20 protein-coding genes are annotated in these 24,342 nt (G+C 63.4%); 8 read left to right on the top strand and 12 right to left on the bottom strand.

Translation table 11 applies throughout. The features are described 5' to 3' along the window. Nucleotides 1-4: 4 nt before the first annotated feature. Both AB7F49_RS21920 and AB7F49_RS21925 read right to left on the bottom strand, forming a co-directional pair. On the bottom strand, nt 5-2,212 hold the full coding sequence (locus AB7F49_RS21920) for an ATP-binding protein (protein ID WP_428526267.1): 2,208 nt from the start codon (nt 2,210-2,212) through the stop codon (nt 5-7). A 272-nt stretch (nt 2,213-2,484) separates the two neighbouring features. Then, nucleotides 2,485-4,023, bottom strand: a complete 1,539-nt coding sequence (locus AB7F49_RS21925; RefSeq protein WP_428526269.1) for a YifB family Mg chelatase-like AAA ATPase — start codon at nt 4,021-4,023, stop codon at nt 2,485-2,487. A 121-nt stretch (nt 4,024-4,144) separates the two neighbouring features. Between AB7F49_RS21925 and AB7F49_RS21930 the strand changes: the two genes are divergently transcribed. Beyond that, the gene (locus AB7F49_RS21930) at nt 4,145-4,381 is read left to right on the top strand and encodes a hypothetical protein (RefSeq protein WP_428526271.1); all 237 of its coding nucleotides are present in this window, start codon (nt 4,145-4,147) and stop codon (nt 4,379-4,381) included. 22 nt (nt 4,382-4,403) lie between these two features. Here the strand turns inward: AB7F49_RS21930 and AB7F49_RS21935 are convergent, their stop codons facing one another. From AB7F49_RS21935 to gshB, 3 genes are all read right to left on the bottom strand, one after another. Further along, nucleotides 4,404-6,281: a Calx-beta domain-containing protein gene (locus AB7F49_RS21935; protein ID WP_428526273.1), complete on the bottom strand. Its 1,878-nt coding sequence runs from the start codon at nt 6,279-6,281 to the stop codon at nt 4,404-4,406. Between the two features lie 246 nt (nt 6,282-6,527). Beyond that, complete coding sequence (locus AB7F49_RS21940; protein ID WP_428526275.1) at nt 6,528-7,448, bottom strand: hypothetical protein; 921 nt, start codon at nt 7,446-7,448, stop codon at nt 6,528-6,530. Nucleotides 7,449-7,638: 190 nt separating this feature from the next. Next, nucleotides 7,639-8,583 (bottom strand): glutathione synthase, encoded by a 945-nt coding sequence (gshB, locus tag AB7F49_RS21945; RefSeq protein WP_428526277.1) that lies wholly within the window; start codon nt 8,581-8,583, stop codon nt 7,639-7,641. Between the two features lie 128 nt (nt 8,584-8,711). Here gshB and AB7F49_RS21950 point away from each other — a divergent pair, with 128 nt between their 5' ends. Next, nucleotides 8,712-9,965, top strand: a complete 1,254-nt coding sequence (locus AB7F49_RS21950; protein ID WP_428526279.1) for a methyl-accepting chemotaxis protein — start codon at nt 8,712-8,714, stop codon at nt 9,963-9,965. 7 nt (nt 9,966-9,972) lie between these two features. On the opposite strand, the gene AB7F49_RS21955 is transcribed toward AB7F49_RS21950, so the two are convergent. Then, nucleotides 9,973-10,377, bottom strand: coding sequence for a YraN family protein (locus tag AB7F49_RS21955; RefSeq protein ID WP_428526280.1), 405 nt, complete (start codon nt 10,375-10,377; stop codon nt 9,973-9,975). Further along, on the bottom strand, nt 10,364-11,269 hold the full coding sequence (rsmI, locus tag AB7F49_RS21960; RefSeq protein ID WP_428526282.1) for a 16S rRNA (cytidine(1402)-2'-O)-methyltransferase: 906 nt from the start codon (nt 11,267-11,269) through the stop codon (nt 10,364-10,366). The genes AB7F49_RS21955 and rsmI overlap by 14 nt, the downstream gene beginning before the upstream one ends. A 136-nt stretch (nt 11,270-11,405) precedes the next feature. On the opposite strand from rsmI, the gene AB7F49_RS21965 reads away from it, so the two are divergent. Beyond that, complete coding sequence (locus AB7F49_RS21965) at nt 11,406-12,608, top strand: penicillin-binding protein activator (RefSeq protein ID WP_428526284.1); 1,203 nt, start codon at nt 11,406-11,408, stop codon at nt 12,606-12,608. 43 nt (nt 12,609-12,651) lie between these two features. On the opposite strand, the gene hemW is transcribed toward AB7F49_RS21965, so the two are convergent. Further along, nucleotides 12,652-13,815 (bottom strand): radical SAM family heme chaperone HemW, encoded by a 1,164-nt coding sequence (hemW, locus tag AB7F49_RS21970; RefSeq protein ID WP_428526286.1) that lies wholly within the window; start codon nt 13,813-13,815, stop codon nt 12,652-12,654. A gap of 137 nt (nt 13,816-13,952) precedes the next feature. Between hemW and AB7F49_RS21975 the strand changes: the two genes are divergently transcribed. Next, nucleotides 13,953-16,637 carry a calcium-binding protein gene (locus tag AB7F49_RS21975; protein WP_428526288.1) on the top strand — a complete coding sequence of 895 codons (2,685 nt, stop codon included), beginning with the start codon at nt 13,953-13,955 and terminating at the stop codon, nt 16,635-16,637. A 36-nt stretch (nt 16,638-16,673) separates the two neighbouring features. Here AB7F49_RS21975 and rdgB read toward each other — a convergent pair whose 3' ends face one another. Then, nucleotides 16,674-17,321 (bottom strand): RdgB/HAM1 family non-canonical purine NTP pyrophosphatase, encoded by a 648-nt coding sequence (rdgB, locus tag AB7F49_RS21980; protein WP_428526290.1) that lies wholly within the window; start codon nt 17,319-17,321, stop codon nt 16,674-16,676. Nucleotides 17,322-17,418: 97 nt separating this feature from the next. Further along, complete coding sequence (rph, locus tag AB7F49_RS21985; protein ID WP_428526292.1) at nt 17,419-18,132, bottom strand: ribonuclease PH; 714 nt, start codon at nt 18,130-18,132, stop codon at nt 17,419-17,421. A 102-nt stretch (nt 18,133-18,234) separates the two neighbouring features. Between rph and AB7F49_RS21990 the strand changes: the two genes are divergently transcribed. The 3 genes from AB7F49_RS21990 (at nt 18,235) to grpE (ending at nt 21,487) form a co-directional block, all read left to right on the top strand. Next, on the top strand, nt 18,235-19,683 hold the full coding sequence (locus tag AB7F49_RS21990; protein ID WP_428526293.1) for a hypothetical protein: 1,449 nt from the start codon (nt 18,235-18,237) through the stop codon (nt 19,681-19,683). A gap of 61 nt (nt 19,684-19,744) precedes the next feature. Continuing rightward, nucleotides 19,745-20,827, top strand: coding sequence for a heat-inducible transcriptional repressor HrcA (gene hrcA, locus AB7F49_RS21995; protein ID WP_428526295.1), 1,083 nt, complete (start codon nt 19,745-19,747; stop codon nt 20,825-20,827). 60 nt (nt 20,828-20,887) lie between these two features. Continuing rightward, nucleotides 20,888-21,487 (top strand): nucleotide exchange factor GrpE, encoded by a 600-nt coding sequence (gene grpE, locus AB7F49_RS22000; protein ID WP_428526297.1) that lies wholly within the window; start codon nt 20,888-20,890, stop codon nt 21,485-21,487. 73 nt (nt 21,488-21,560) lie between these two features. Here grpE and AB7F49_RS22005 read toward each other — a convergent pair whose 3' ends face one another. Continuing rightward, entirely contained in the window at nt 21,561-22,523 is a 963-nt protein-coding gene (locus AB7F49_RS22005; RefSeq protein WP_428526299.1) for a hypothetical protein, read from the bottom strand. Between the two features lie 147 nt (nt 22,524-22,670). Then, nucleotides 22,671-23,447: a class I SAM-dependent methyltransferase gene (locus tag AB7F49_RS22010; protein ID WP_428526300.1), complete on the bottom strand. Its 777-nt coding sequence runs from the start codon at nt 23,445-23,447 to the stop codon at nt 22,671-22,673. Between the two features lie 89 nt (nt 23,448-23,536). Between AB7F49_RS22010 and AB7F49_RS22015 the strand changes: the two genes are divergently transcribed. Then, nucleotides 23,537-24,184, top strand: a complete 648-nt coding sequence (locus AB7F49_RS22015) for a trimeric intracellular cation channel family protein (protein WP_428526302.1) — start codon at nt 23,537-23,539, stop codon at nt 24,182-24,184. Nucleotides 24,185-24,342 lie beyond the last annotated feature (158 nt).

Below are 24,342 nucleotides of genomic sequence, written 5' to 3' on the forward strand. Positions count from 1 at the left end.
CGGCTTAAGCCGCCTTGGCGGCCATCCCGCGATAGTCCGCGAGTATTGCTGCGAGCTTTTCACGATCGAGCGGCTTCGACAGGAAGGCATCCATGCCGGCGGCGAGACAGGCCTCGCGATGCTCCGGCAGCGTATTGGCTGTGAGCGCCACGACTGGCGTGCGGCGGGTGCCGCTGCGGGCCTCGATCGCGCGAATGCGCCGGGTCGCTTCGATTCCGTCGATGCCGGACATCCGAATATCCATCAGGATCAGGTCGAAAGGCAGACCTGCTTTCTCGGCAGCGAGGAACGACTCCATCGCGGCGTGCCCGCTCGCCACCACGTGCGGGCGGTGGCCGAGCTTTTGCAGCAGCGCGCGCGTCAGCAGCGCATTGATCTCGTTGTCCTCGGCGACCAGGATCGACAGCCCGTCCTTGCGCGCTGTTCCGAAATTCGGCAGCGGGCCGGATTCCTCCGCGATCTGCGCAAACCCGTCACGGCCGATGCGCAGCCGGTCGGCGAGCGAGGCGGCCCGAACCGGTTTGACGAGATAGCCGGTGAAACCCCCGGCCTTCAGCGCGTCGAGTTCGTTGCGCGCAGTTGGCGTGATGGTGACCAGCCGGCACGGAATTGCGCGGCTCGCGGCAAGCAGCGTGCCGATCGCTTCAGCGCCGAGCGCATGGTCGATCAGCAGGGCACTCCACTCGCGCTCCGGCAGCAGCGTGTGCGCCACCGCCTCGTTCGGAGCGATCGCAACGCGTGCGCCCCATCGCGTCAGCCGTCGTGCAATCAAGGCCGCCTCGACATGTGAGGGTGCGACAATCAGGATTGCGCGCCCGGACAGATCGGGCGCGGCGAAGCCCGGTATTTGGCTTGGGTCGCTTGCTTCGGACAGCGGCAACACGACTTCGAACAGGGCGCCGGCGCCAGGGGCGCTTTCGAGGCTGATGCGCCCCTGCATGCCTTCGACGATGCGTTTCACGATCGCAAGCCCGAGGCCCGCGCCATCCGTCTGGCCGGCGCCGGCTTCGGCCTGTTCGAATTCGCGGAAAATCTTGTTGTGGTCCGCAGGCGCGATCCCGATCCCGGTGTCGCGCACCTTGAACGAGATCTCTCCCGGCCAGTCGCCTGGCTCGACCACGATCGCAACACCGCCTTCGGCGGTGAACTTGACGGCATTGCCGGCAAGATTCAGCAGCACCTGCTTTAATCGTGTCTCGTCGCCAATCACCCGCGCCGGCAGCCGCTCGTCGACATAGCTCGCGATCTCGAGGCCCTTGCCCTGCGCGCGTATCGACAGAAGCTCAGTCAGATCTTCGATCATTGGATGAAGCGGGAACGGTCGCGCCTCGAGGTCAAGGCGACCGGACTCGATCTTTGAGAAATCGAGGATCTCCTCGATCAGTGCCAGCAGCGTGTCGCCGGAGGACTTGACCGCGCGCGCATAGGTCGCCTGTTCCGCGGAGAGCCGGGTATCGAGCAACAGATCGGCCATGCCGATGATGCCGTTGAGAGGCGTACGGATTTCGTGGCTTGTCATGGCGAGGAAGCGGGACTTCGCGCGATTGGCTGCTTCCGACTGGTCGCGCGCGTCGGCGAGCGCGGCTTCCGACATCATGCGGTCTGTGACGTCGCGGCCGACGCACTGGATTTCGCTCTCGCCGTCGTCGGCGCGCACCGCGCTTTCGTGCCAGGCGATCCAGCGCGGACCGCTGGGGGTTGCGATCATCTGGTCGTAGACGCAACTGCCATTGGGCAGCGTCGCGACATCGCCCTGTTCGAGAACCCGCACGGAGAACTCCGAGCCGCGCAGCGAAGCCGCGCTCTCGCCCGTCAGCAGGCAGAAGGCTTCGTTGGCGAAGGATACCATGCCGTGCCGGTTGCGCCGCACGATCAGGTCGCCCTGCAGGTCGAGAAAATTTCGCTCGCGATCGTTGGCGCGCTGCAGGCGCAAAATCCGCTCGGACAGGTTTCCGTTCCGGCGCTGCATTCGCAGCGCGCGCGCCCGCCAGACGCGATTGCGATGAATGAGGAACGCCGCAAAGGTACTGAGGAAGGCAAACAGCGTCGCAAGGCCGATCGCGAAAAGTGCGGGATCGTATTTGGAGTTGCCGCTCGTGGCCGACGACATCAGTCCCAGGCCGATCCAGACGCCGACCAGCAGCAGGAACGCCATCCGCGCAAAGCGAAAGACGAGCGGCCGCAAGGTGGTCCACCTGAGGAATGATCGCATGTCCGACGTCCCGTCCTGGCCGCCCTTTGAACGGACGGCGCTTTGCCCTTGGGGAAGAGTGGCGCGTGTGGAGTTGCGATTGGATTGATTTCGCCCGCGGGGCAGTCTGATCCGCGGGATGGCGTCAACGCGCGCTTGCGCGGACGCCTAAAATTTTATCGATCGGCGGCGTGGAGAGCAGGCTTCATACCGGCCTGATTGCGGTGTTGCGCCTCGTTACGGCCCCCGCGCTTGCAAGTATCGCATCTGGCGACCTGCGAGGCCGCCAGGCATCAGGCCGCCCGCCGCATCTCGTCGCTGAGTGCGCGATAGGACAGGGCTTCCGCGAGATGGATGCGCCCGACATGCGCGGCCCCGTCGAGATCGGCGAGCGTGCGCGCGACGCGCAATGTGCGATGATAGCCGCGTGCCGAAAGACGCATGGCGTCGGCGGCATCGCGCAGGAGCGCAAGACCGGACTTGTCCGGCTTTGCGATCTCCTCCAGCACGGTTCCCGAGGCGTTTGCATTGATGCGGATCTGTTGCAGGCCGAGAGCCGCGTAGCGTTGCGCCTGGATATCGCGGGCGCGTGCGACCCGCGCGGCAACCTCGGCCGAACCTTCGGACGGGGCGGGAAGGATCAGATCGGCGGCGGTCACGGCCGGAACCTCGATGTTCAGGTCGATGCGGTCGAGCAGCGGGCCTGACAGCCGCCCCTGATAGTCGGCGGCGCAGCGGGTGTTCATCGCGCGACGGCAGACATAACCCGGATCGCTCGCATGGCCGCAGCGGCAGGGATTCATCGCCGCAATCAGCATGAAGCGCGCCGGATAGGTGATGCGATGGTTGGCTCTGGCAATCGAGACTTCGCCGGTCTCCAGCGGCTGGCGCAGCGAGTCGAGCGCCTGGCCCGAGAATTCGGCGAATTCGTCGAGAAACAATACGCCGCGATGCGCCAGCGACACTTCGCCCGGCCGTGCGCGCAAACCTCCTCCGACCAGCGCCGGCATCGAGGCGGAATGATGTGGCGAGCGGAACGGGCGCCGGTTGGTGAGGGAGCCGCCTTCGATCTCGCCGGCAACCGATGCGATCATCGAGACTTCAAGCAATTCCTCGGGGGTCAGGGCGGGGAGAATCGATGGCAGCCGCGCCGCCAGCATCGATTTGCCGGCCCCCGGAGGACCGATCATCAGCAGGTTGTGCCCGCCGGCCGCGGCAATTTCGAGCGCACGCTTGCCGCTCTCCTGCCCCTTGATGTCGGCGAGATCGAGCGGGGAGTCTTCGGTTTCGCGGATCCTGGGCTGCGGCCGCGTCAGCACCTGCGTGCCCCTGAAATGATTGGCGAGCTGGATCAGCGAAGACGCCGCCACGATATCCATTTCCGGGCTCGCCCAGGCGGCCTCGGCGCCGCAGGCTTTCGGGCAGATCAGACCTTCGCCGCGCGCGTTGGCCCCGATCGCCGCCGGCAATACGCCCGCCACCGGTGCGATCGAGCCATCGAGACCGAGCTCGCCCAGCACGGTGAAGCCTGCGACCGCGTCATGCGGGATCGCGCCGATCGCCGCCATCAGGCCGAGCGCGATCGGCAGGTCGTAATGGCTGCCTTCCTTTGGAAGGTCGGCGGGCGCGAGATTGACGGTGATACGGCGCGCCGGTAGCGCCAGCCCGGATGCGATCAGCGCCGAGCGCACCCGCTCACGCGCCTCCGACACGGCCTTGTCTCCGAGGCCGACCACATTGAATGCGGGCAGCCCGGGCGCAACCTGCACCTGCACGTCGACCGCGCGTGCCTCGATGCCCTGGAACGCAACCGTTGAAACCCGCTGGACCATGCCGTCAGCCCGCCGCCTCATCCCCTGTGCAAAAGGTAGCGGAATCCAATACCTTTGACAAGAACATTTGCAGAACAAAACGACTCAGCTACCTTTTTCGCCAACAGGATGGGAGTTGAGCATGGTCGACCTGAAAGCGGTGCGGATGGAGCTTGAAGTTGCGCGGCGGGCACGGCTCGCGGCGGAAACCGCGGGCTTCGATCTTGAGCGCGTGATCGAGCGGATGCAGGCCGGACGCACGCTGCAGCAGATCGAACTGGAGGAACTGGCTTCGCTGGAGGTCGCGGCATTCGAAGCGCGCAGGCGCGAAACGGTCGGTGCCGCCCCGGATGCCCTGGCGTTCCGACACGCGGCCTGAGTTTTGGTCCGGCGGCGAGGGGCTACACCAGCCAGAGATCGGCGATGTCGGAGGCTCGCTCGGGGGTCGCCGACGTATCGGAAAAGGGGAACATATCGCCTTCTAGAAGCGCTGCCATACTGGCGGAACGAGCCGGGGTCTGCGCGAATTCAAACTCGGCGGTCAGGTCGTTGCTAAACATCAGAGTCTGCTTGCTGAAGTCTGCTGGCCCTTTCATGCCGGAGAGGCGGCTGTCAAAATACCATTCCTTGCCATTCTGATAACTCACGGCATAGGCCTCGATTTCGATCGCGTAGCTGTCTGCAGGGTTCCAAGGCAACGACTTGTTGTAGGTCGTCTTGTTGAGAGGAATCTCGCCTTTGGCATCGCTGAATATCTTCAGGGCGTCAGCCGCGCCCTTTGGCGGCTTTGCCGAACCGAACAGGCTGGAAAAGGAAATATCTGCGGATGACGTGCTGAACGCGGACACTAACGAAGTCCTCACAACCGTCGCTCCGGTATCCTCGTTCGTGACACTGTACAGGACAAGGACGTCCTTCTCGATTGACCGGCTGAGGTCAAATTCGAAAGTAGCATTTGGATTGATGCCTCCGCTCACAACCCGGTTGACGATGGTCGGAGCATCGACACTCAGCTTAGCTTGCGTAAGTGTAGTCTGCACGTCGAACTTAACGTCGACATAGCGGTTGATCCAGGCGACTTCCGCCGCGACATTCTTGGCCGTGAATGTCTGACCGGCAAGCTTGCTCAGATTGCTTTGCAGCGCATCAAGAAATTGCTGTTCTACTACGAGACAGCTTTGCGACGCCCACGAAGGGAACTGAGTATACTTCGGGTTGTTGAACGTGCCGAGGTGCATGATAACCGCGGTTTGATCCGGGTTCGGTTGGAAATTTTTGAGATCGAATGTCAGAGGATACTTCTCGAAGTTCCGAGACTGATTGGCGGCCGGTGCGCCCCCTTTGACGTTCTCGAAAACAAGATTCTTTAACGGGAAGGCGTCATCCACCGATGCGCGTCCGGTCATGGATGCCAGATTGGTGACAAGCTCGCCGTGATTGAAAATCTGCCCCGTGATCGTTCCAGCTTTCGTGACGCCGCCGACTTGCTGCTGCCTGAATGTGAAGACCAGGTCGTATTCGGGGGCGTCAATCAGCGCCTGTCCCGACGAATCGTCGATCGTCACCGCACTGCCAGCGCTCGTTGCATTGCTCAATTCGACCGTGAAGGCCTTGTCCTGGGTGATGAATTGCTGGGTCACCGGCACTTGGATGGTCGCGGCTGTCTGACCCGGCTGGAAGGTGATGGTTCCGCTCTTGCTGGTGAAATCTGTCCCGGCCAAAGCGGTACCGGGCTTGGTTGTATAGTTGACCGAGACGATGCTCGTTGCCGGAGCACTGAGTGTGACTGAAAATTGGGCTGTCAGCGGGTCCGGTGAGCCGATTTTTACCGGTGGCGCGTCGGAAATCTTGATCGATGGTCCGCCCACCGTGAACGTCCCGCCGCCTCCGCCATAGGGCGTAACCCAGCCTCTGTCCGGGTTATTATCAATGTAATATATGACACTGAACCCAAACGATAAGCTGATGGAGCTCGGGGCGTCAGGAGCGACCGTCAACGCTCCTGACCAGAAAGGCACTGGATTATGATGTTGGTAATGTTCGTGACTGCCGACAATCGTGTAAAGGTAGACCGGTTCGACAGGCGATAGATTTCCGGTAATCGTATATCCCGCGCCCGCCCCAGGATTGGACGTGTATGCGACGACGACCTGGATATCATCACCGGTGGCCGAAATGACGGGTTGCTCATAGGTGAACAAACTACCGAACGAGTAGGTAACCCCGCGTTGCAGCGTGATGGATTTTGCGGTCAGCGTTGGCTGCGTGGTGAAGCCCATGCGGAAAGTTCCACAATGACTGGCAGCTCAAACTTAGGGCATAGCGGCTGACGACATGTGCGCCATCGCTATCAGAATACAGCTTCCGCGCATGATCCCAATGAAGGCGTACATGCAACCAAAGGTTGGCAGATCGCAATTAGATTGTCCAGAGCGTTTCACTGTCAGCAGCGCTGCTGATTGGCGTTGAACTGAAAGAAGACGCGGGGGGACGGAAATACCTGCTTCCGGCAGGCTGCGTCAGTCTCAGTCCGGCTTCGTCTCCCCCGACGCCGACGCCGCTGCGGTCCGCATCTGCAACTCGTCGACCAGCGTATCGAGGCTGTGCGCGAAAGCCTCCAGTTCGAAATTCTGCGGGTCGTCGTGCTTGTTGCGAATGCCCTCGTCGAGCACCGAATGGAAGGTCGGAATCATCCAGAAGCCGGCGCGCCGGCTTGCCACCGTGTAGACCAGCGCGAGCGAATCATACTGCGCCTGAGAGAAGCCGGGCTTGGGCGCGAGAAAATCGTTGCGGCTGCCATAGCCCCTCAACGCGCGCCGCGGCTGGATCAGCTCGACATGCAGGAACAGGCCCTTCAGGGCCGGCCCGAAATTCTTTGCGGTCTCGAACTTGGTGGCACGCCATGGCACCGTGAAATCGTGCGCAAGAAAGATCTTGCCGCCGCGATTGATGAAGACATGCGCGCGTTCGATGTCGTTGGAACATTCGTAGCGCCGGAGATTGTTGATCCTGGGATCGTCGTCGATCGACAACGGCCAGGGCTGGGTGCGGTAATTCGGCGTCGATGTGTCGTGGAAAACGATATAGGTCGCCGAGCGTGCCAGCGGGTCGTTGTCGTGGGCATGCGAGACGGGCTGCGCCAGGGTGTCGATCAGGTCCTGCGTCGCGCCGCGGTCACGCAGCAATGCCGAAAGCGTCTCCGGGGACGGAAGCCCGGTTTCGCCGCCGACTCGCTTTTCCAGCGCCGCCGGCAACGCTTCCATCGCGGGGCCGAGCCGACCGACCGGCTCGACCGGATGCAGCAGGCAGCGCGCCTGTTCCGCCGGCGTCCCGGCAAACAGCTGCAGATCGTGATCGAACTTGCAGAAACCTTCGATCTGCCCGCCCTTCAGTATCACCGGCGGGCGCTTTGCGAAGCGGCATTTGCCGGCCGATGACATCTCCATCGCAGTCGCGGCGGCTGACGCGCACAGGCCTGCAACAGCAACGGCCGCGGCCAAAGATGAAAATCTGTTCAAGCTATCGGCTCGCTATTCGTCCCTGACCCAAACTAACGCAAGCGCGATTGCAATGACAATCGGTCAAAGGTTGTCGACCTTGCCGCATCCCGCAGGCCATCCCCACCGGCAACGCGATTCAGCCTTTCCGCCTCTTCTCGATCGCATCCCAGACCAGGGCGGCAATGTCCGGGCCGCCGATATTTCGGATCGCGCGGATGCCGGTCGGGGAGGTGACGTTGATCTCGGTGAGATAGCCGTCGATCACGTCAATGCCGACGAAGATCAGCCCGCGCTCCTTCAGCGCCGGCCCGAGCCGCGCGCAGATCTCGCGCTCGCGCGGCGTGAGCTGGGTGTCCTTCGGTGAGCCGCCCCGCACCATGTTGGAGCGCAGATCGTCAGGCGCCGGCACGCGGTTCACCGCCCCGGCATATTCCCCGTCCACGAGGATGATGCGCTTGTCGCCATGCTTCACCGCGGGCAGGAAGCTCTGCACCATCCATTGCTCGCGGAACGTGGTGGCGAACAGGTCATAGAGCGATCCGAAATTCAGATCGTCCCGGGTCAGCCGGAACACGGCCGCGCCGCCATTGCCGTAAAGCGGCTTCATCACGATGTCGCCATGCTGCTCGCGGAACGCCCTGATCTCGGCAAGGTCCCGGGTGACCAGCGTCGGCGGCATCAGATCGGAGAATTCGAGCACGAAGATTTTCTCCGGAGCATTGCGCACATGCGCCGGGTCGTTGACCACCAGCGTGTTCGGGTGCACGCGCTCCAGCATGTGGGTCGTCGTGATATAGGCCATGTCGAATGGCGGATCCTGCCGCAACAGGATCACGTCGAAGGACGAAAGTTCGGTGCGCCGGCCCTCGCCGAGCGAGAAATGGTTGCCGGGCTCGTCGCGAACATCAAGCGGCTGCACTGTCGCGAACACGCGGTCACCGCTCTGGGCGAGCTTGTCCGGCGTATAATAGGACAGGCCATGTCCGCGCGCTTTCGCCTCCAGCAGCAGAGCGAAGGTTGAATCGCCGCGGATGTTGATCCGCTCGATCGGGTCCATCTGGACGGCGACATTCAGGGGCATGAGAGCTGGGTTTTCTCGGAATTTCGTTCAGGATTTCGGACGGTTCGGCGCGATGTCCGGACGCAAACCTGTGGTTAACAAATACCTGCCATTCTCGACCGCCATCCCATATTCACGGATTCCGCGCTGTGGCATTTCCAAGACTGACCATCGCGACCAAGCTCTACGCCATTTTCGCGTTGCTTGCGACCGTCTCGGGCGTGGTCGCGGCGCTGGCACAATGGGGTGACAGAGCGTCGGTGCCGGCGCCGCTTGACTTCGCCGGGCTGATCACGGCGCTGGCCATCCTGCTGGTTCTGCTCGCGGCGGGCGGAGCGGTTGTGGTGCGGCGCATTTGCATCCAGCCGCTCCGTGCCATCACCCGCGTTACCGAGCAGATCGCGGACGGCCAGACCGAAGTGATGGTGCCCCATCGGGGGCGATCCGACGAGGTCGGGGCGCTGGCGCGATCAATTGGCAGTTTCCAGGCGGCGATGCGTCACAACGCGGAGCTGAACACGACGGTCCGCAGCGATGCCGACGCACGGGAGAAGCGGCAAGATCAGATCGCAGGTGAAATCGAATCGTTCTCGGCGGAAGTTGATGTGACGCTGCGCAAGCTCATGAAAATGTCCGGCAGGGCCAAGAAAGCCGCCACCGAACTGGGCCAGGCGGTCGAAATCACGGTAGACCGGACCGGGCGCGCCACGCAGGCCTCCGAGGAGTCGAATGCCAACGTGCGCGACATCGCCTCGGCCGCCGACGAACTCGCGATGTCCGTGCTCGAGATCGAGCGTCAGGTATCGCAGTCGAACGACATTGCCATCAAGGCTGTCGCCGAAGCCGAGGCGACCAACGAAACGGTTCGCGAACTCAGCGAGGCCGCCGGCCGGATCGGCGATGTGATCCGTCTGATCAACGATATTGCCGAGCAGACCAACCTGCTGGCGCTGAATGCCACGATCGAGGCGGCGCGCGCGGGCGAAGCGGGGCGAGGCTTCGCGGTCGTCGCGGGAGAGGTCAAGGCGCTGGCGGGGCAGACCGCCAAGGCGACCGAGGAGATCGGGTCGCAGATCGTGGGCATGCAGCAGGCGACCGACCGTTCGATTGCGGCGATCGGTGCGATCAAGACCACCATTCGCGATATCGGCGACATATCGAGCGCGATCGCCGCCGCGGTGACCGAACAGGGCGCCGCGACGCAGGAAATCGCGCGCAGCGTGGAAACCGCCTCGCACCGCGCCGCCGACACAACGGATCAGATTGGCAAGGTTACCGAAGCGACCGAAATCAGCCGTGTGCATTCTGTCGCGGCGCAGGATGTCTCCGACACGCTCGATCGGCTCGCATCGGAGATGCGCAGCCAGATCGACCGGTTCTTCGAGCGGCTGCGGGCGGCGTAGGGCGACCTCACTCCGTCTCGAACGCGCCCTGAATGTGACGCGGCAGCGAGCGCGGTGCGACCAGTACGGCATCGAAGCGCATGTCGCATGTCGCATCGCCGGGATTGGCAGCGAGCCATGCTGCGGCCGCGGATGCGATCCGCCTCTTCTGGCGATCGGTGACGGACCATGCAGCATCGTCGAGCGAGGGGCGTGCTTTCACCTCCACGAAGATCAGAAGCGCGCCGCGTTTCGCGACGATGTCGATTTCGCCGGCCGGACAGCGGAAGCGGCGCGCGGCAATCCGAAAGCCCTTGGCGAGCAAGAGTGCGGCGGCGCGGCTTTCCGCGGTCAGTCCGAACCTGAACGCGGTCTGCCGTTCGGGCGACGGCGGTGCCTTGCCGGATGCCCCGCCCGATCTACGCGATGGCATCGCTGCGCTCCTTCGCCAGTTCGAGCGCGCGGCGGTAGACGTCGCGACGTGGGAGTCCGGTCGCCGCCACGATCTCGCCGACCGCGTCCTTGACCGAGACGCGCAGGAGGGCCGCGCGCAGCATCGCGTCGATTTGGTCGGTGCCAGGAGCTTCCTCTTCGCCCGGCGGCGCGATCACGATAACGAATTCACCGCGGGTTTCCGCCTCGCCGGCATAGTGAGCCGCAAGCGCCGGCAATGGCGCGCGCCGGACTTCCTCGTGCAGCTTGGTCAGTTCGCGGCAGATCGCGGCTTCGCGGTCACCGAACGTCGCAGCCAGGTCGCGAAGCGTCGCTTCGATACGTGAACCGCTTTCGAATAGCACGAGACTCGCCGGAACCCGCGACAAGATTGATAGGCGGGAGCGTCGCTGCGCCGCCTTCACCGGGAGAAAGCCCTCGAACAGGAAGCGGTCGGTAGGCAGGCCCGATGCCACCAGCGCCGCCAGAACCGAGGAAGCGCCGGGCAGAGCCGTCACGGCAAGGCCGGCATCACGCGCCTCGCGCACGAGCTTGTAGCCGGGATCGGAAATTGCCGGCGTGCCGGCATCGGAGATCAGCGCGATCGCAGCGCCGTCGGCGATGCGCCGGAGCAGGGCGGGACGGACCGCAGCCGCATTGTGGTCGTGATAGGGCGTCGTCGCCGTAGCGATGCCGTAATGCTCGAGGAGCTTGCGGCTGACGCGCGTGTCCTCGCAGGCGATCAGATCGGCACCCGCAAGGGTCTGCAGCGCGCGCACCGTGATATCCCCAAGGTTCCCGATCGGCGTCGCAACGAGATAGAGCCCGGCTGCAAGCTGTGACGCCGGATACGGCATGCCCGCGATGTAAAACCCGCGCCGGGGTTGCGTCATGGCAACACCGCCGAAAACACTGCCCCGTTCATGGTGCCTGCGTGGTTAACCATTTTATGACAATATGCCAGATTGCGCTCGTGGGCGCCTCGTCCAGCCTCGCGTTCCGTTCCTGAATCTGGCTGTGTCTTGCCCAATGCGAAAGCCTCTCCTTCTGTCACGGCGCCATTTCGGACTGTCGGCTCTGTCGGTGGCGGCAGCCGGGTTGGCCGGCTGTGCCGGCAACAATGGAGGCGGTGCCAACACCGCGCTGGGCGATGCGACGGGCATACCCGGCGGTCCTGTGCAGCCGGGAGCCGAAATCGGCGGCGGACAATACAGGGTTGCGTTGATTCTGCCGCTGTCGGCCGGCGGCAATGCCGGGCTTGCCGCGCAATCCATGAAGAACGCTGCCGAGATGGCGCTTGCGGAATTCTCAAATCCCGACATCCAGCTTCTGGTCAAGGATGATGGCGGAAACCCGCAACTGGCCCGCATGGTGGCGGGGCAGGCGATGGATGAGGGCGCACAGGTCATTCTCGGTCCCCTGTTTGCGCAAACGGTGCAGGCGGCAGGAGCGGCGGCACGGCCGCGCAACATTCCCGTAATCGGATTCTCCACCGACGCGAGCGTGGCGGCGCGCGGCGTGTATCTGCTGAGCTTCCTGCCGGAGACGGATGTGGTGCGCGTGCTCGGCTATTCGTTCGCAACCGGCAAGCGTTCCTATGCCGGTATCGTGCCCGAGAACGCCTATGGTTCGGTGGTGGAGGCGACCTTCCGGGAGGAAGTGGCGCGGCGGGGTGGCCGCATCGTCGTTCTCGAACGCTATGACAAGGCGAAACTGCAAGCCTCGATCGGCGTCGTGGCACAGGCGGCGCGGGGGGCGGACGCGATTTTCATTCCGGATGGCGGCGATGTCGCTCCCGCGATCGCGCAGGGATTGGTCAGCGCCGGTGTCAACACCAGGCGCGCGCAATTGCTCGGCACCGGATTGTGGGACGATCCTCGCATCTTCAATGACGGATCGATGCTGGGCGGCCTGTATGCGGCGCCCGATCCCGCCGGCTTTGCTGGTTTCGCGCAGCGCTATCAGGCCCGCTATGGCGGCGAGCCGGTGCGCACCGCCACTCTCGCCTACGACTCGACCGCGCTGATCGCCGCGCTGGTGCGCGCGCAGGGCCCGCAGCGTTTCTCCGATGAGGTGCTGACCAATCCGTCGGGCTTTGCAGGGATCGACGGAATTTTCCGTTTCAAGCCGGATGGCACCAACGAGCGCGGTCTTGCGGTGATGCGGGTCGCCGCCGGCGGCGGACAGATTTCAAGCCCGACGCCAAAATCGTTCGGCGGATCGGGGACGTAGTTCCTTCCTGTCCCCTTCGCGTTCAGGGAGGAATCAGGAAGCGCTACGCTGCCAGGTCCGCAACCACCGCATCAAGGATCGGGAAAGCGGCTTGCGTCACGCGCAGATGCCCGCCGGTAGTGGTCTCGACGGCGCCCTCGGCGGACAGGATGGCGATGCGCTTCTGGTCGAGCGGGCGTCCGGACAACGCTTCGTAGCGCTGCGGATCGATGCCCTCGGCCAGCCGCAACCCCATCAGCAGATATTCATCCGCGCGCTCCTCGCGGGTCAGCACCTCGTCGACCACCAGACCGTGACCGAAGGCCTCGACGCGCATCAGCCAGCTCTCGGGCCGCTTCTCGGTCGCCGTCGCAAAGCGGCGGCCGTCTTCCTCGATGCGGCCATGGGCCCCGGGACCGATGCCGGCATATTCGTCTCCGCGCCAATAGACGAGATTGTGCCGGCTTTCCGCCCCGGTCCGTGCGTGGTTCGAAATCTCGTAGGCAGACAGGCCGGCGGCGCCGCAAATCTCCTGGGTCAGGTCGTAGAGTTCGCGCGCGAGGTCGTCGTCGGGCGTGATCAGCTTGCCGCTCCGATGCAAGGTGAAAAACGGCGTGTCGGCCTCGATCGTGAGCTGATAGAGCGACAGGTGCTCTGCCGCTTCCGCGATGGCGCGCCGCAATTCCTGCGCCCAGGCATCCGGCGACTGACCCGGCCGCGCATAGATCAGGTCGAAGGAATAGCGGTCGAACACCGAGCGCGCGATCGCGACGGCTTTCAGCGCCTCCTCGACGGTATGAAGCCGGCCGAGTTCCTTCAGCGACCCGTCATCGAGCGCCTGCACGCCGAGGGACACGCGGTTGACCCCGGCCGCGCGGAATCCGCGGAAGCGCCCGGCTTCCACGCTGGTCGGGTTCGCCTCCAGCGTGACCTCGACGTCGGGTGCGACGGTCCAGTGTCGGGCGATGCCATCAAGAATCGCACCCACGGTCTCCGGCTGCATCAGCGAAGGCGTGCCGCCACCAATGAAGATGGTTGAGACGGTGCGCCCCCTGGTCCGAGCGGCGATCGTTTCAATCTCGCGCAGATAGGCGGCAACATAGCGGGACTGGTCGACGCCGCCATGGCGCACATGGCTGTTGAAGTCGCAATACGGGCATTTCGACAGGCAGAACGGCCAGTGCACATACACACCGAAGGCCCGCGCGGAAGGAATCGTTAACGTCATGTTAATGATTTTAGCGCTTCGCGCGCCGTTTCGAAAGCGAACAGACGAGCATCGATAAAATCGTAATCACTTGGAACTTGAATGCGGCGCCATAGGGGAGCGGCCGCAAAGGTCGCCGGCAGGGGGTGGATATTCTCATGACGACCGTGAATTTCAATCTGAGCTCGGCGCTTCAGACCACGCTGGCGGGTGCCGGCAACGACACGTATGTCTATGCGTTCGCTTTCGGCTCGGCGACATCGGGGGGCACTGTTGATCTGGTCACGTCCGCGACCCTTTTCGAGAAGGGTGCGATCAGCGCCACCTCGATCGACGTAACCGCTGGCAGCTTCTACAGCGGCGATATCTATGTCGTGATCCAGCAGAATGGCGACGGCAATCTGCTGAAAGAAATTTCGAGCATCAGCGACGTCATCAACAACGCCGCGAGCAAGAACTATTCCTATCAGCTGTTCGAAGCGACGCTGTCCGGAAGCCAGTACGATCTAGGCGACATCTCGGCGGTCAACACCTTCGGATTCACGTCTACCTATGAGGTGGTGTACCAGAATGGCAGCGACACGCGCGGCTTCAGCACCAGCGGCAGCGACATTTTCGCCGCGCTTCCGGCCGACGCAGTCAGCGACTTCAGTCCCAACGCGTTTCCCGATCCCGAGATGCTGGCAACCGGGCCCGCAACCGCAGACAATGCGAGCCCATGGCCATCTTCCGTCTGGCAGACCTATATCAATTCGCTGAAAGCGAACGCCGCGGCTCTCGCCGAGATCAAGATCGTCTATTCGTTTGGCGGGTCGCCGCTGCAGGCGGACGCGATGCTGAGCCAGTATGGCGTCCAGTACGTCACGAAGGATGCATACGGAGAGGACTATTTCTGGCTGGTGCCGGACACCAGCAATGGTGCCACCAACACCGACTGGATCAGGATCCCGGCCGCCGATCTCGCGCAGAACATCTTTGTCCAGGGCGGGTCGCTTGAGGTCCACCAAGGCAGCAAATCCGGCAAGGTCGTCACTTACGACAGCTTTACGCCCAATAATGCCGATGGAGGCGTGGCGAAGCATTTCGTTGCAGGATTCGACGCGGGCTTCTGGGGCAGTTCGGGCACCTCGCCGAATTCGCTGGACACCACCCAGCTCAATTTCAACAAGGGTTACAACTGGTCGGTCAATTATGCCTACGATGCCATACTGCTCGATGGCGTGGGTGCCGCCAGCTTCACCAACAATGTGAAGCCGGCGAATCCGTCCGGCGGCGACTTCTTCTACGATCCCTGGGCCCAGCAATTCGTCGGAAATTCCAACGCCTATGGCTATTCCTACAGCGATCTGGTTTCGACGGGAGGCGTCAATCCGCAGATCGCGCTGTGGGACAGTGTCGCCGGCGCCAATGTCGAAACGATCAACATCACCCTGTACGACACCGGCGAAACGCCGTCGACGGGCTACAAGGCAACCAGTTCCGGATGGATCGCGCCCGATGCGGGCGGATACAAGGCCGCAACAACGGCAAACACGAACCAGATCGGGTTCGACTTCAACTTCTCGGTCGGCAGTACGATCTACGCACCGGACGATGATACGCCGATCGTGCTGAAAATCTACGCCCCGCAGGCGCCGGGCGCAGATGCCGACGGATTCATTTCACTGGACGTGACCGGCGGCGTCGGAGCGGGTGACTGGTTTTACTACATCATCCAGCCCGATGCCACGAACACCTGGTCGTTCCAGGTCAGCAATGCGACCGGTGAAAGCGGGTTCTTCAACATCCAGAACCTGCCGGGTACGGCGGACGGATCGGTGAGCTGGTATCAGCTCGTTTTCGGCGATGCCACCGCCCAGTCCATCTACAACATCTATGCCACGACCGATGTGGGTGGAGGCATCACCGATCTCGTGGTCGACCACGGTATCGAGATCACCGAGAATCCGAACGGCAGCTACACGCTCGCTTTCGCGCCCGGCGGTCACATGTTCTACGACATCGACACATTCGCGGCCCCGCCCACGGAGCACGCAAACAGCGCCGGTGCGACCGTCATCGGTTCGAAGAAGGCGGACTTCGTCAACGCGCTGAATTCGGTCGGTGACCAGCAGCGTCCCACCAGCGGTGCCGACACGATTTTCGGCCATCACGGGTATGACCAGCTCTCGGGCCTCGCGGGCAACGACACGATCGACGGCGGCAAGGGCGTCGATTTTCTGCGCGGCGGTGACGGCGACGATATCCTGCAGGTCCGCGGCAAGGAGGGCATCCACGATATGTTCGACGGTGGGTCCGGGACCGATACGCTGCAATTTCTCGGAGACGGTTCGGTCACGCTGGCGGGCTTCGACGCGCGGGCATCCTCGATCGAAGCGCTCGAAGGCAATGGCCGCGGATTGTTCGGCACCGGCGACATGGACGTCTTCGATCTGAGCGCGCTCAGCGCAATGACCGGTCTGCCGTTCATCGACGCCAAGGGCGGCAACGACATCCTGATCGGCTCAGCCTTCGCCGACGATCTGCGCGGCGGGGCTCATGACGATATCCTTGATGGGCGCGGCGGCAATGACATTCTGGATGGTGGCGGCGGCTTCAATATCTACGTCTTCGGCGACGGCTACGGTTCCGACACCGTGGTCAGGTTCAATGCCGGCAAGGACGTGTTCGACTTCAGAGGGGTGTCCGGTGTCAGCAGCTTCGCCGATCTGGTGCTGACTGAAATAGATCGAAAAACCGTACTGATCGATTTCGACGACGTCCCCGGCGGCGACACGCTGACGGTTCACAAGACCACGATCGAAATCCTGACCGCGAATCAGGGAGATTTCCTGTTCGCCTAGGTCGTGCGTCAGGTCGGAGGGTCGTAGTCCGAAGCCTCATTGCTTCAGGCACGCCTCCGCAAGCTTCATGAAGGCGCGCGCGCGATGTGACAATCCCTGGCCGCGCGGCGGCAGGCCGTGCTTTTCGTCCGACGTCATCTCGCCGAAGGTGCGGTCGTGCCCGTCGGGGAGGAACATCGGATCGTAGCCGAACCCGGCCTCCCCGCGTGGTGGCCAGACCAGCGTGCCCTCGATGATCGCCTCGAAATCTTCTGTATGGCCGTCCGGCCAGGCCACGCACAGCGCGGAGACGAAATGCGCGGTGCGGCGTGCGGGCGTGAGCGCGCCATGATCGCGCAGCATCTGGTCGATCCCCTGCATGGCGCGCGCGAAATTCTTGTCAGGTCCGGCCCAGCGGGCCGAGTGAATGCCGGGCGATCCGCCAAGCGCGTCGACCACAAGTCCGGAATCGTCGGCAAAGGCGGGAAGGCCGGACGCCTGCGCCGCTGCATGGGCCTTGATCGCGGCATTCTCGGCGAAAGTTGTGCCGGTCTCATCTGGCTCGGACAGGTTCAGTTCGGCCGCCGACACCGCCTCGACGCCGTACGGCGCAAGCAATTCGCGCATCTCGCGCAGCTTGCCGGCATTGTGAGTGGCGATGACGATCTTGCCGGTGATCTGCCTGTGGTTTGAATTTTCGGTCATGGCCGGGCTCGTCCCGGCCATTCACGTCCTTCTTGTGGCGCCGAAGGCGTGGATGCCCGGCACAAGGCCGGGCAGGATGTGGAAGAACTGGAGCTACTCACGTCACCGCCAGCTTCTGCAGATCGATGAGCTTGCCGACACCCTTGCGCGCGAGCTTCAGCAACTCCAGAAACTGCTCCTCGCTGAACGGCGTCTTCTCCGCGGTGCCCTGGATCTCGATGATGCCGCCCGCGCCAGTCATCACGAAATTGGCGTCGGTCTCGGCGTCCGAGTCCTCGGCATAGTCGATGTCAAGCACCGGAGTTCCCTTGTGGATGCCGCAGGAGATTGCGGCGACATGGTCGCGCAGCACATCTGTCTTGATCATGTTGCGCGTCTTCATCCATTGCAGGCAGTCATAAAGCGCGACCCAGCCGCCGGTGATCGAAGCGGTACGGGTACCGCCGTCCGCCTGAATCACGTCGCAGTCGATGGTGATCTGGCGTTCGCCCAGCGCAACCAGGTCGACCACGGTGCGCAGCGAGCGGCCGATCAGCCGCTGAATCTCCACGGTGCGCCCGCCCTGTTTTCCGGCAGTCGCCTCCCGCCGCGTGCGTTCCGAGGTTGCGCGCGGCAACATCCCGTATTCGGCGGTGACCCAGCCGCGGCCCTGGCCCTTGAGCCATGGCGGCAGACGGTCCTCCAGGGTCGCCGTCACCAGCACATGGGTATCGCCGAATTTCACGAAACAGGAACCTTCGGCATATTTGACCACGCCGCGTTCGAGCGCGACGGCACGCATTTCATCCGGAGCCCGGCGGCTTGGCCGCATCGTGAAGTCCTTCTCGCATTTGCAACTTGGCTATCGCGCTTTTAGGAGGCACGGTCGCAGCCGACAAGCACGGATTCGCCGGAAAAGCGGCCAGAAACACAAATGGCACTAATGGACAGTCTGTTACGGCCGATCCGCGCCTTCCGCCCGGCCTATGTGCCGCTGGTCATGGTCTATTTCGCGTATGGGGCGCTCGGCCTGATCGACGTCACGCGCGACTTCTGGATCAAGGAAAAGCTGCAGCTGTCGCCCTCCGATCTGGCCAGCATCGGCGTCTGGCTGACGTTGCCCTGGACCATCAAGATGGTGTTCGGCGAACTGGTCGATTGCGTGCCGATCTTCGGCTCGCAGCGGCGCGTCTACATAACGATCGGCGCTCTGTTTACCGCTTCGGGGCTCGTTACGCTGGCTGGTGCGGCCGGCGGATGGCTCATATTCCTGCGCCCCGACCAGCTTTACGTGCTCGGCACCCTTCTGATCGTTCTCGGCACGGTGATCCAGGACGTGGTCGCTGATGCGATGTCGACCGAAGTGGTGAAACGGCTGGATGCGAACGGCGCGCCCAGACCCGAACATGATGTGCGCTCGGAACTCGGCATGGTGCAGGTCATTGGCCGGCTATCCCTGTCAGCCGGTATTGTCGCCGTGGCCGGATTGTCCGGTGTCCTGGCCTCGATATTCGACCGCGAGACGGTGTTTCTGATGGGCCTCGTCATTCCAGCGGTGTCGCTTACCGGCATGTTCATGATCGAGCAGGAGGTGGCGGCGCCGCGTCCGATCGACTGGCGCATTCTCGGCGGCGGCATCGTCTTCGGTGCCGTCGTGCTGGCGCTGGCGCTCGGCGGCATCCCCTATGCGCAGGAGGTGATCTTCACCATCTCGATGACAGTGATCTGCACGATGCTGGTGTTCGTCACGCGTGAACTCGATCACAAGTCCCGCATGGCGATCTTCTATACCAGCATCATCATCTTTGCGTTTCGTGCAACTCCCTCGGTCGGCGACGGATATTTCTGGTTCACGCTCGACATCCTGAAGTTCGATGAACAGTTCTACGGCGCATTGCGCCAGACCGGCGCGGTGCTCGCCATCCTCGGCATGTGGCTGTTCGCCCGACAGCTCACCGAATATTCGGTCACCCGGACGCTGTTCTGGCTGGCCGTCATTGGTACGGTGCTGTCGCTGCCGAGCATCGGGCTGTATTACGGGCTCGCCGACTGGACGGAACGGATGTTCGGGATCGGTGCGCGCTCGATCGCGATCATCGACACCGTCGCGGCGTCGCCGTTCGCGCAGCTGTCCATGATCCCGCTGTTGACGCTGATCGCTTTCTATGCGCCCGCGGGACATCGGGCGACCTGGTTCGCCCTGATGGCGTCACTGATGAATCTGGCGCTGGTGGCAGGTCAGCTTCAGACGAAATACCTGAACCAGTTCTTCCCGGTGCTGCGGGGCGAGTATGGCGAACTGGGTGGCCTCCTGATCGTGGCGACCCTCCTCTCGTTTGTCCTGCCGATCGGCGTGATCCTGCTGTTTGGACGCAAGGTATAGGGGGGGCCGCTTGAAAACACCGTGCCAAATCGGCAAGTCTTCCGGTTGAAGGAGTCCCGCTGTGGCGTCACACGACATTCCGGTCGGTGCGACCCAGGTCTCGCTGGCTGATCTGAGCGAACGATCGCGCGAAATCTTTCGCCAGATCGTCGAAAGCTATCTTGCGACCGGGGAGCCCGTGGGCTCGCGCAATATTTCGCGTCTGCTACAGGTTTCGCTGTCGCCGGCTTCCGTGCGCAATATCATGTCCGATCTTGAACAACTCGGGCTGATCTATGCGCCGCACACCTCGGCTGGGCGCCTGCCCACGGAACTCGGCCTGCGCTTCTTTGTCGATGCACTGATGCAGATCGGTGATCTGAACGAGGGCGACAAGCGCGCAATCGAGGCGCAGGTGGCAGGGCGGGGCCAATCCTACGAGAATGTGCTGATGCAGGCTTCCGGCCTCCTGTCGGGCCTGACCCGCGCGGCGGGCGTGGTGCTGACCGCGAAGCTCAACCCGCATCTGAAACACATCGAGTTCGTGCGCCTCGAGCCGGAACGCGCGCTGGTGGTGATGGTGGCGGAAGACGGCCAGGTCGAAAACCGCATCTTGAATGTGCCGGCGGGCCTGCCGACGTCGTCGCTGATCGAGGCGTCGAACTTCCTCAACTCGCGGATCCGCGGAAAGACGCTGGCCGAGGCGCGCTTCGAACTCGAGCAGGCGCTGGAAGCCGGCCGCGCCGAGCTGGATCAGCTGACCCAGAAGATCGTCGCCGCCGGCTTTGCGAGCTGGTCGGGCGGTGACAGCGACGACCGCAAGCTGATCGTGCGCGGGCAATCGCATCTGCTCGACGACCTGAAGGCGCTTGATGACCTCGAGCGGGTTCGCCTGCTGTTCGATGACCTGGAAACCAGGCGCGGGGTGATCGACCTTCTGGGCCGAGCCGAGCGCGCCGACGGCGTCCGCATCTTTATCGGCTCGGAGAACAAGCTGTTCTCGCTGTCCGGCTCCTCCACGATTGTCGCACCCTACCGCGATTCGGCGGGGCGGATCGTGGGCGTGCTTGGCGTGATCGGCCCGACCCGCCTGAACTACGCCCGGGTGATCCCGATGGTGGATTATACGGCCAAGGTGGTGTCCCGAATCCTGTCCGGAACTTGATTTTTCCGCCATGAGTTCTGATATGGCGCCGAAAGCAGCAAAATCGACCGGACGCACGCGATGAACGAAACGCCACGGCCCGACGCGCAAGCCGAACCGACCGCCGAACCCAAGGCATCCGAGCCAAAAGCCTCGAAACCTTATGTCGACCCCTCATTGCTGGTCGATGAGGCCGCAGAGATGAAGGACCGGCTGCTGCGTACGCTGGCCGAGATGGAGAATTTGCGAAAGCGCACCGAGCGCGAAGTCGCCGATTCGCGCCAGTACGGGATCGCGTCCTTCGCGCGCGACGTTCTCGGGGTGGCCGACAATTTCCGCCGTGCACTCGACGCGATCGGGCCCGAGGTGCGCGCCGGAGCGGATGCGGCAGTCGCCGCGTTTATCGAGGGCGTGGAACTGACCGAACGGGAGTTGTTGAAGGCGCTCGAAAAGAACGGCATCCGAAAGATCGAGCCGCTGGGCGAGAGGTTCGACCCGAACCTGCATCAGGCGATGTACGAGGTGCCGGATCCGTCGGTGCCGTCCGGCAGCGTGGTCCAGGTGATACAGCCGGGTTACGTGATCGGCGAGCGCATTCTGCGTCCGGCGATGGTCGCGGTGGCCAAGGGCGGTCCGAAGCCTGCACCGGCCTCCGTCGCGAACGACAACGCGGGCAAGTAGTCATCCGGTTTCGTCATGTCGGGCGCCCGCGGCGCTCACGCGAGTCCAGGCGCGCCCGGAGTGACGGCGGCAGTCACTCCCGGGCATTGATGCCGTCACGCACCTCGCGAAAGCGCATGAAATTCTCCGGCCAGCTTGCCTTCGGCGAGACGCCCACCATGCGCACGAATCCACCGCCGCCGAAGCGCATCCACTGCACGATCACGACGTCCCTGTTCTCGATGGACTGGCCTTCCAGCCTGATCTCGTAGCCCGGCTGCCCGCCGATGCGCATGGATTCCTGCGACAGCAGCCGCAGGTTGTTGAAGCCCTGGATGGTGCGCAGGACATTCTGCGCGAAGCTCGCGCGCTCATCGGGCCGCGTCGGCGCGCCGCCGCCGACCGAGATCATCACGATGGCTTCGTCGTCGGCCGGCGCGCCGCGATCCCGTTCGGTGAGCATCACCGCCCGGCCGGGTACGATGAGCTTCACACCTTCGAAATTCGCGCGCTCGGTCAGCCGGAACGGCAACTGGTCGAGGATTTCCTGCGGCGGAATCGCGGCGCGCAACACCACGCTCGAGAGCGCCTTGCGGATCACCTCTTCGGAGTAAATCTCGCGTGCCTCAACCGGCACCTGCGCCGTGACGATGAACGAGAAGGCCATGTCGGTGTCGTTGCTGGTAATCGTGCGGCGCGTGATCATCAGCCATTTGCGAAACTTCACGCCCTCGGCTTCCTGGTCCCCAACCACCAGGTGGGCTGCACCGTTCTCGGTCAGCATCAGCTCGCGCTTGGCGTTGCTGACACCGGGAATGTTGATCGCTCCGGAATTCATCGACTTCAGGAACTGCTCATAGGCATCCCCGGGCACCTGGCTGAGAACGATGACGGCTTTGCGGTCGCGATCCTCAAATCCGGGAAAACCCGCGCTTGCGGTCATGCCGGGGGGCGGGACCAGGCCGATATGCGAGCCGGCCGGGTAGACGACGTCGGCCGCCTGCGCGGGGCCGGACGGGACAAGCGCAGTTCCGGACAGCAAAAGGGAAAAAAGCAACAGAACTGTTCGCAGCATCATTGAATCTGATTTTTTCGGTTTTGCGTTTCGCCGCAGAGCCGTGGCATGGCGGGTCTCGGACAGGCCGGGCGACCGCCGCAATCTACCAGCAAATCGGTTCATTGAAAGGCGCGATCCCGACATCTTTCAGCGAGCGCCGGAACGGGCGATCGTTGCCGTGAATGCGATCGTTGTCGTCCAGTAGGACGGGTTGCGACAAAGCGAAAGGAACTCGTCGAGCACCGCTCGGGACACGCCGCCTTCGCTTTGCAGCTTGTCCGCAACTTCGCGGATGCCGCAATCCCACCACTGCGCAAAGCCCGAGCCGCCATTATAGAGAATGGCGTGCCCTTCGGAGCCGATGTCGGTCAATCGCTCCTCTTGCAGCCACGCGGGAATTTTCCGACCGACGTAATAGTCAATTTGATGGATCGCCGCCCAGGCGATGAATTGTTCCCAAAAGCGCTTTTGCGATGGCGGGTCGACGGTCCATGTCGGATAGAAGTCGGGCTCCTGAACGAACAGCCAGCCGCCCGGCTTCAGCCAGCGCACCATCCTGGTCACGACCGCGCGCCGGTCGGGCAGATGATGCAGAAGCGCGCGAATGGCCACGAGGTCGAACGGCGCGCCAGGCGGTTCGTCGTGCACCACATCGAGTTTCCGGACTTCCAGATTGCCGCCTGCGATTCCGTCCATCAGGTCGGTGCGAATATCGCTGGCGACGACATGGCCGGTGGGTCCGACACGTTGCGCGAGCCACTGCGACAGCGAACCGTTGCCGGCGCCGATTTCCAGGCAGCGCCAACCCGTCGTGACCCCTGTCTTCAGCAGGTGAAACCTGCTCGACGGATCGAGCAGGTTCGACATCAGCCGCAGCCGGTCGGGTTCGCCCTTCAGGTCGTGTTGCCAGACATATCCAGACATGACAGCCTCGACCGCCGGATCGCCCTGTTGTCCATACCTGCCTGACTAACGAATTCCGGACCGGATTGCGACCAGCGGAAGCAGTCATCATGATCGCGACCCTGATCACGGTCCTCGACCTCTGCGGCGTTGCGGTGTTCGCGGTCACCGGTGGGCTGGTGGCCTCCCGCAAGCAGATGGACATTGTCGGCTTCGCCCTGCTCGCGACCGTCACGGGTATCGGCGGTGGGACTCTGCGCGACCTCGTGCTTGGGGTGACGCCGGTATTCTGGGTCCAGCAACCGGTCTATATCGCGGTCTGCGTGGCGGTGGCGGCGATCGTATTTTTCACTGCCCATATCCCGGAATCTCGCTATCGGCTTCTGCTCTGGCTCGACGCCTTCGGTCTGTCGTTTTTCTGCGTGGTGGGGGCGGACAAGGCGCTGGCAGCCGGGGCCGGCCCGTTCGTCGCGATCGTCATGGGGGTTATCACGGCGACCTTCGGCGGGGTGGTTCGCGACGTCCTGGGCGGCGAAATCCCGGTCATCCTGCGACGGGAGATTTATGCCACCGCGGCCCTTGTGGGGTCAGGCGCATTTGTCGCTGCCCTTGTTCTCGGAATCCCCGGTGTGGCGGCGGCTCTCCTTGGTTTTGCGGCCTGTCTCGCCATTCGCGGCCTGGCGCTGCAACGCGGCTGGTCGCTGCCGGTCTACCGGGCGCGACCGGGGCGCAGTCCGGATGAAACCGATCGGCGTTAGGGAAAATGAAACCGGCGGGGGACAGACCGTTGCCGGGCGGCCGGGACTGGCGGGCCGGAACGGCCGGAAAGTCGTTGCGGCGCAGAGTCCTCGAGGCCCAAAGTCCTTGCGGCCTATGACGCCCCTCCTATATGAGCCAAGACGCCGCAGGGCTGCGG

Origin of the sequence: Pseudorhodoplanes sp. (assembly GCF_050250235.1) — a bacterium.
Classification (GTDB): domain Bacteria; phylum Pseudomonadota; class Alphaproteobacteria; order Rhizobiales; family Xanthobacteraceae; genus Pseudorhodoplanes.

Bases quoted from the DNA above. Each gene is read 5' to 3' on its own strand.
- AB7F49_RS21990 (WP_428526293.1), top strand. From the start codon at position 18,235: ATGGCACTAATGGACAGTCTGTTACGGCCGATCCGCGCCTTCCGCCCG.
- rsmI (WP_428526282.1), bottom strand. From the start codon at position 11,269: ATGACGCAACCCCGGCGCGGGTTTTACATCGCGGGCATGCCGTATCCG.
- AB7F49_RS21935 (WP_428526273.1), bottom strand. From the start codon at position 6,281: ATGGGCTTCACCACGCAGCCAACGCTGACCGCAAAATCCATCACGCTG.
- rph (WP_428526292.1), bottom strand. From the start codon at position 18,132: ATGCGGCCAAGCCGCCGGGCTCCGGATGAAATGCGTGCCGTCGCGCTC.
- AB7F49_RS21930 (WP_428526271.1), top strand. From the start codon at position 4,145: ATGGTCGACCTGAAAGCGGTGCGGATGGAGCTTGAAGTTGCGCGGCGG.
- AB7F49_RS22015 (WP_428526302.1), top strand. From the start codon at position 23,537: ATGATCGCGACCCTGATCACGGTCCTCGACCTCTGCGGCGTTGCGGTG.
- AB7F49_RS21955 (WP_428526280.1), bottom strand. From the start codon at position 10,377: ATGCCATCGCGTAGATCGGGCGGGGCATCCGGCAAGGCACCGCCGTCG.
- AB7F49_RS21965 (WP_428526284.1), top strand. From the start codon at position 11,406: ATGCGAAAGCCTCTCCTTCTGTCACGGCGCCATTTCGGACTGTCGGCT.
- AB7F49_RS21925 (WP_428526269.1), bottom strand. From the start codon at position 4,023: ATGGTCCAGCGGGTTTCAACGGTTGCGTTCCAGGGCATCGAGGCACGC.
- rdgB (WP_428526290.1), bottom strand. From the start codon at position 17,321: ATGACCGAAAATTCAAACCACAGGCAGATCACCGGCAAGATCGTCATC.
- hemW (WP_428526286.1), bottom strand. From the start codon at position 13,815: ATGACGTTAACGATTCCTTCCGCGCGGGCCTTCGGTGTGTATGTGCAC.
- gshB (WP_428526277.1), bottom strand. From the start codon at position 8,583: ATGCCCCTGAATGTCGCCGTCCAGATGGACCCGATCGAGCGGATCAAC.
- grpE (WP_428526297.1), top strand. From the start codon at position 20,888: ATGAACGAAACGCCACGGCCCGACGCGCAAGCCGAACCGACCGCCGAA.
- AB7F49_RS21975 (WP_428526288.1), top strand. From the start codon at position 13,953: ATGACGACCGTGAATTTCAATCTGAGCTCGGCGCTTCAGACCACGCTG.
- AB7F49_RS22010 (WP_428526300.1), bottom strand. From the start codon at position 23,447: ATGTCTGGATATGTCTGGCAACACGACCTGAAGGGCGAACCCGACCGG.
- AB7F49_RS21940 (WP_428526275.1), bottom strand. From the start codon at position 7,448: ATGGAGATGTCATCGGCCGGCAAATGCCGCTTCGCAAAGCGCCCGCCG.
- AB7F49_RS21920 (WP_428526267.1), bottom strand. From the start codon at position 2,212: ATGCGATCATTCCTCAGGTGGACCACCTTGCGGCCGCTCGTCTTTCGC.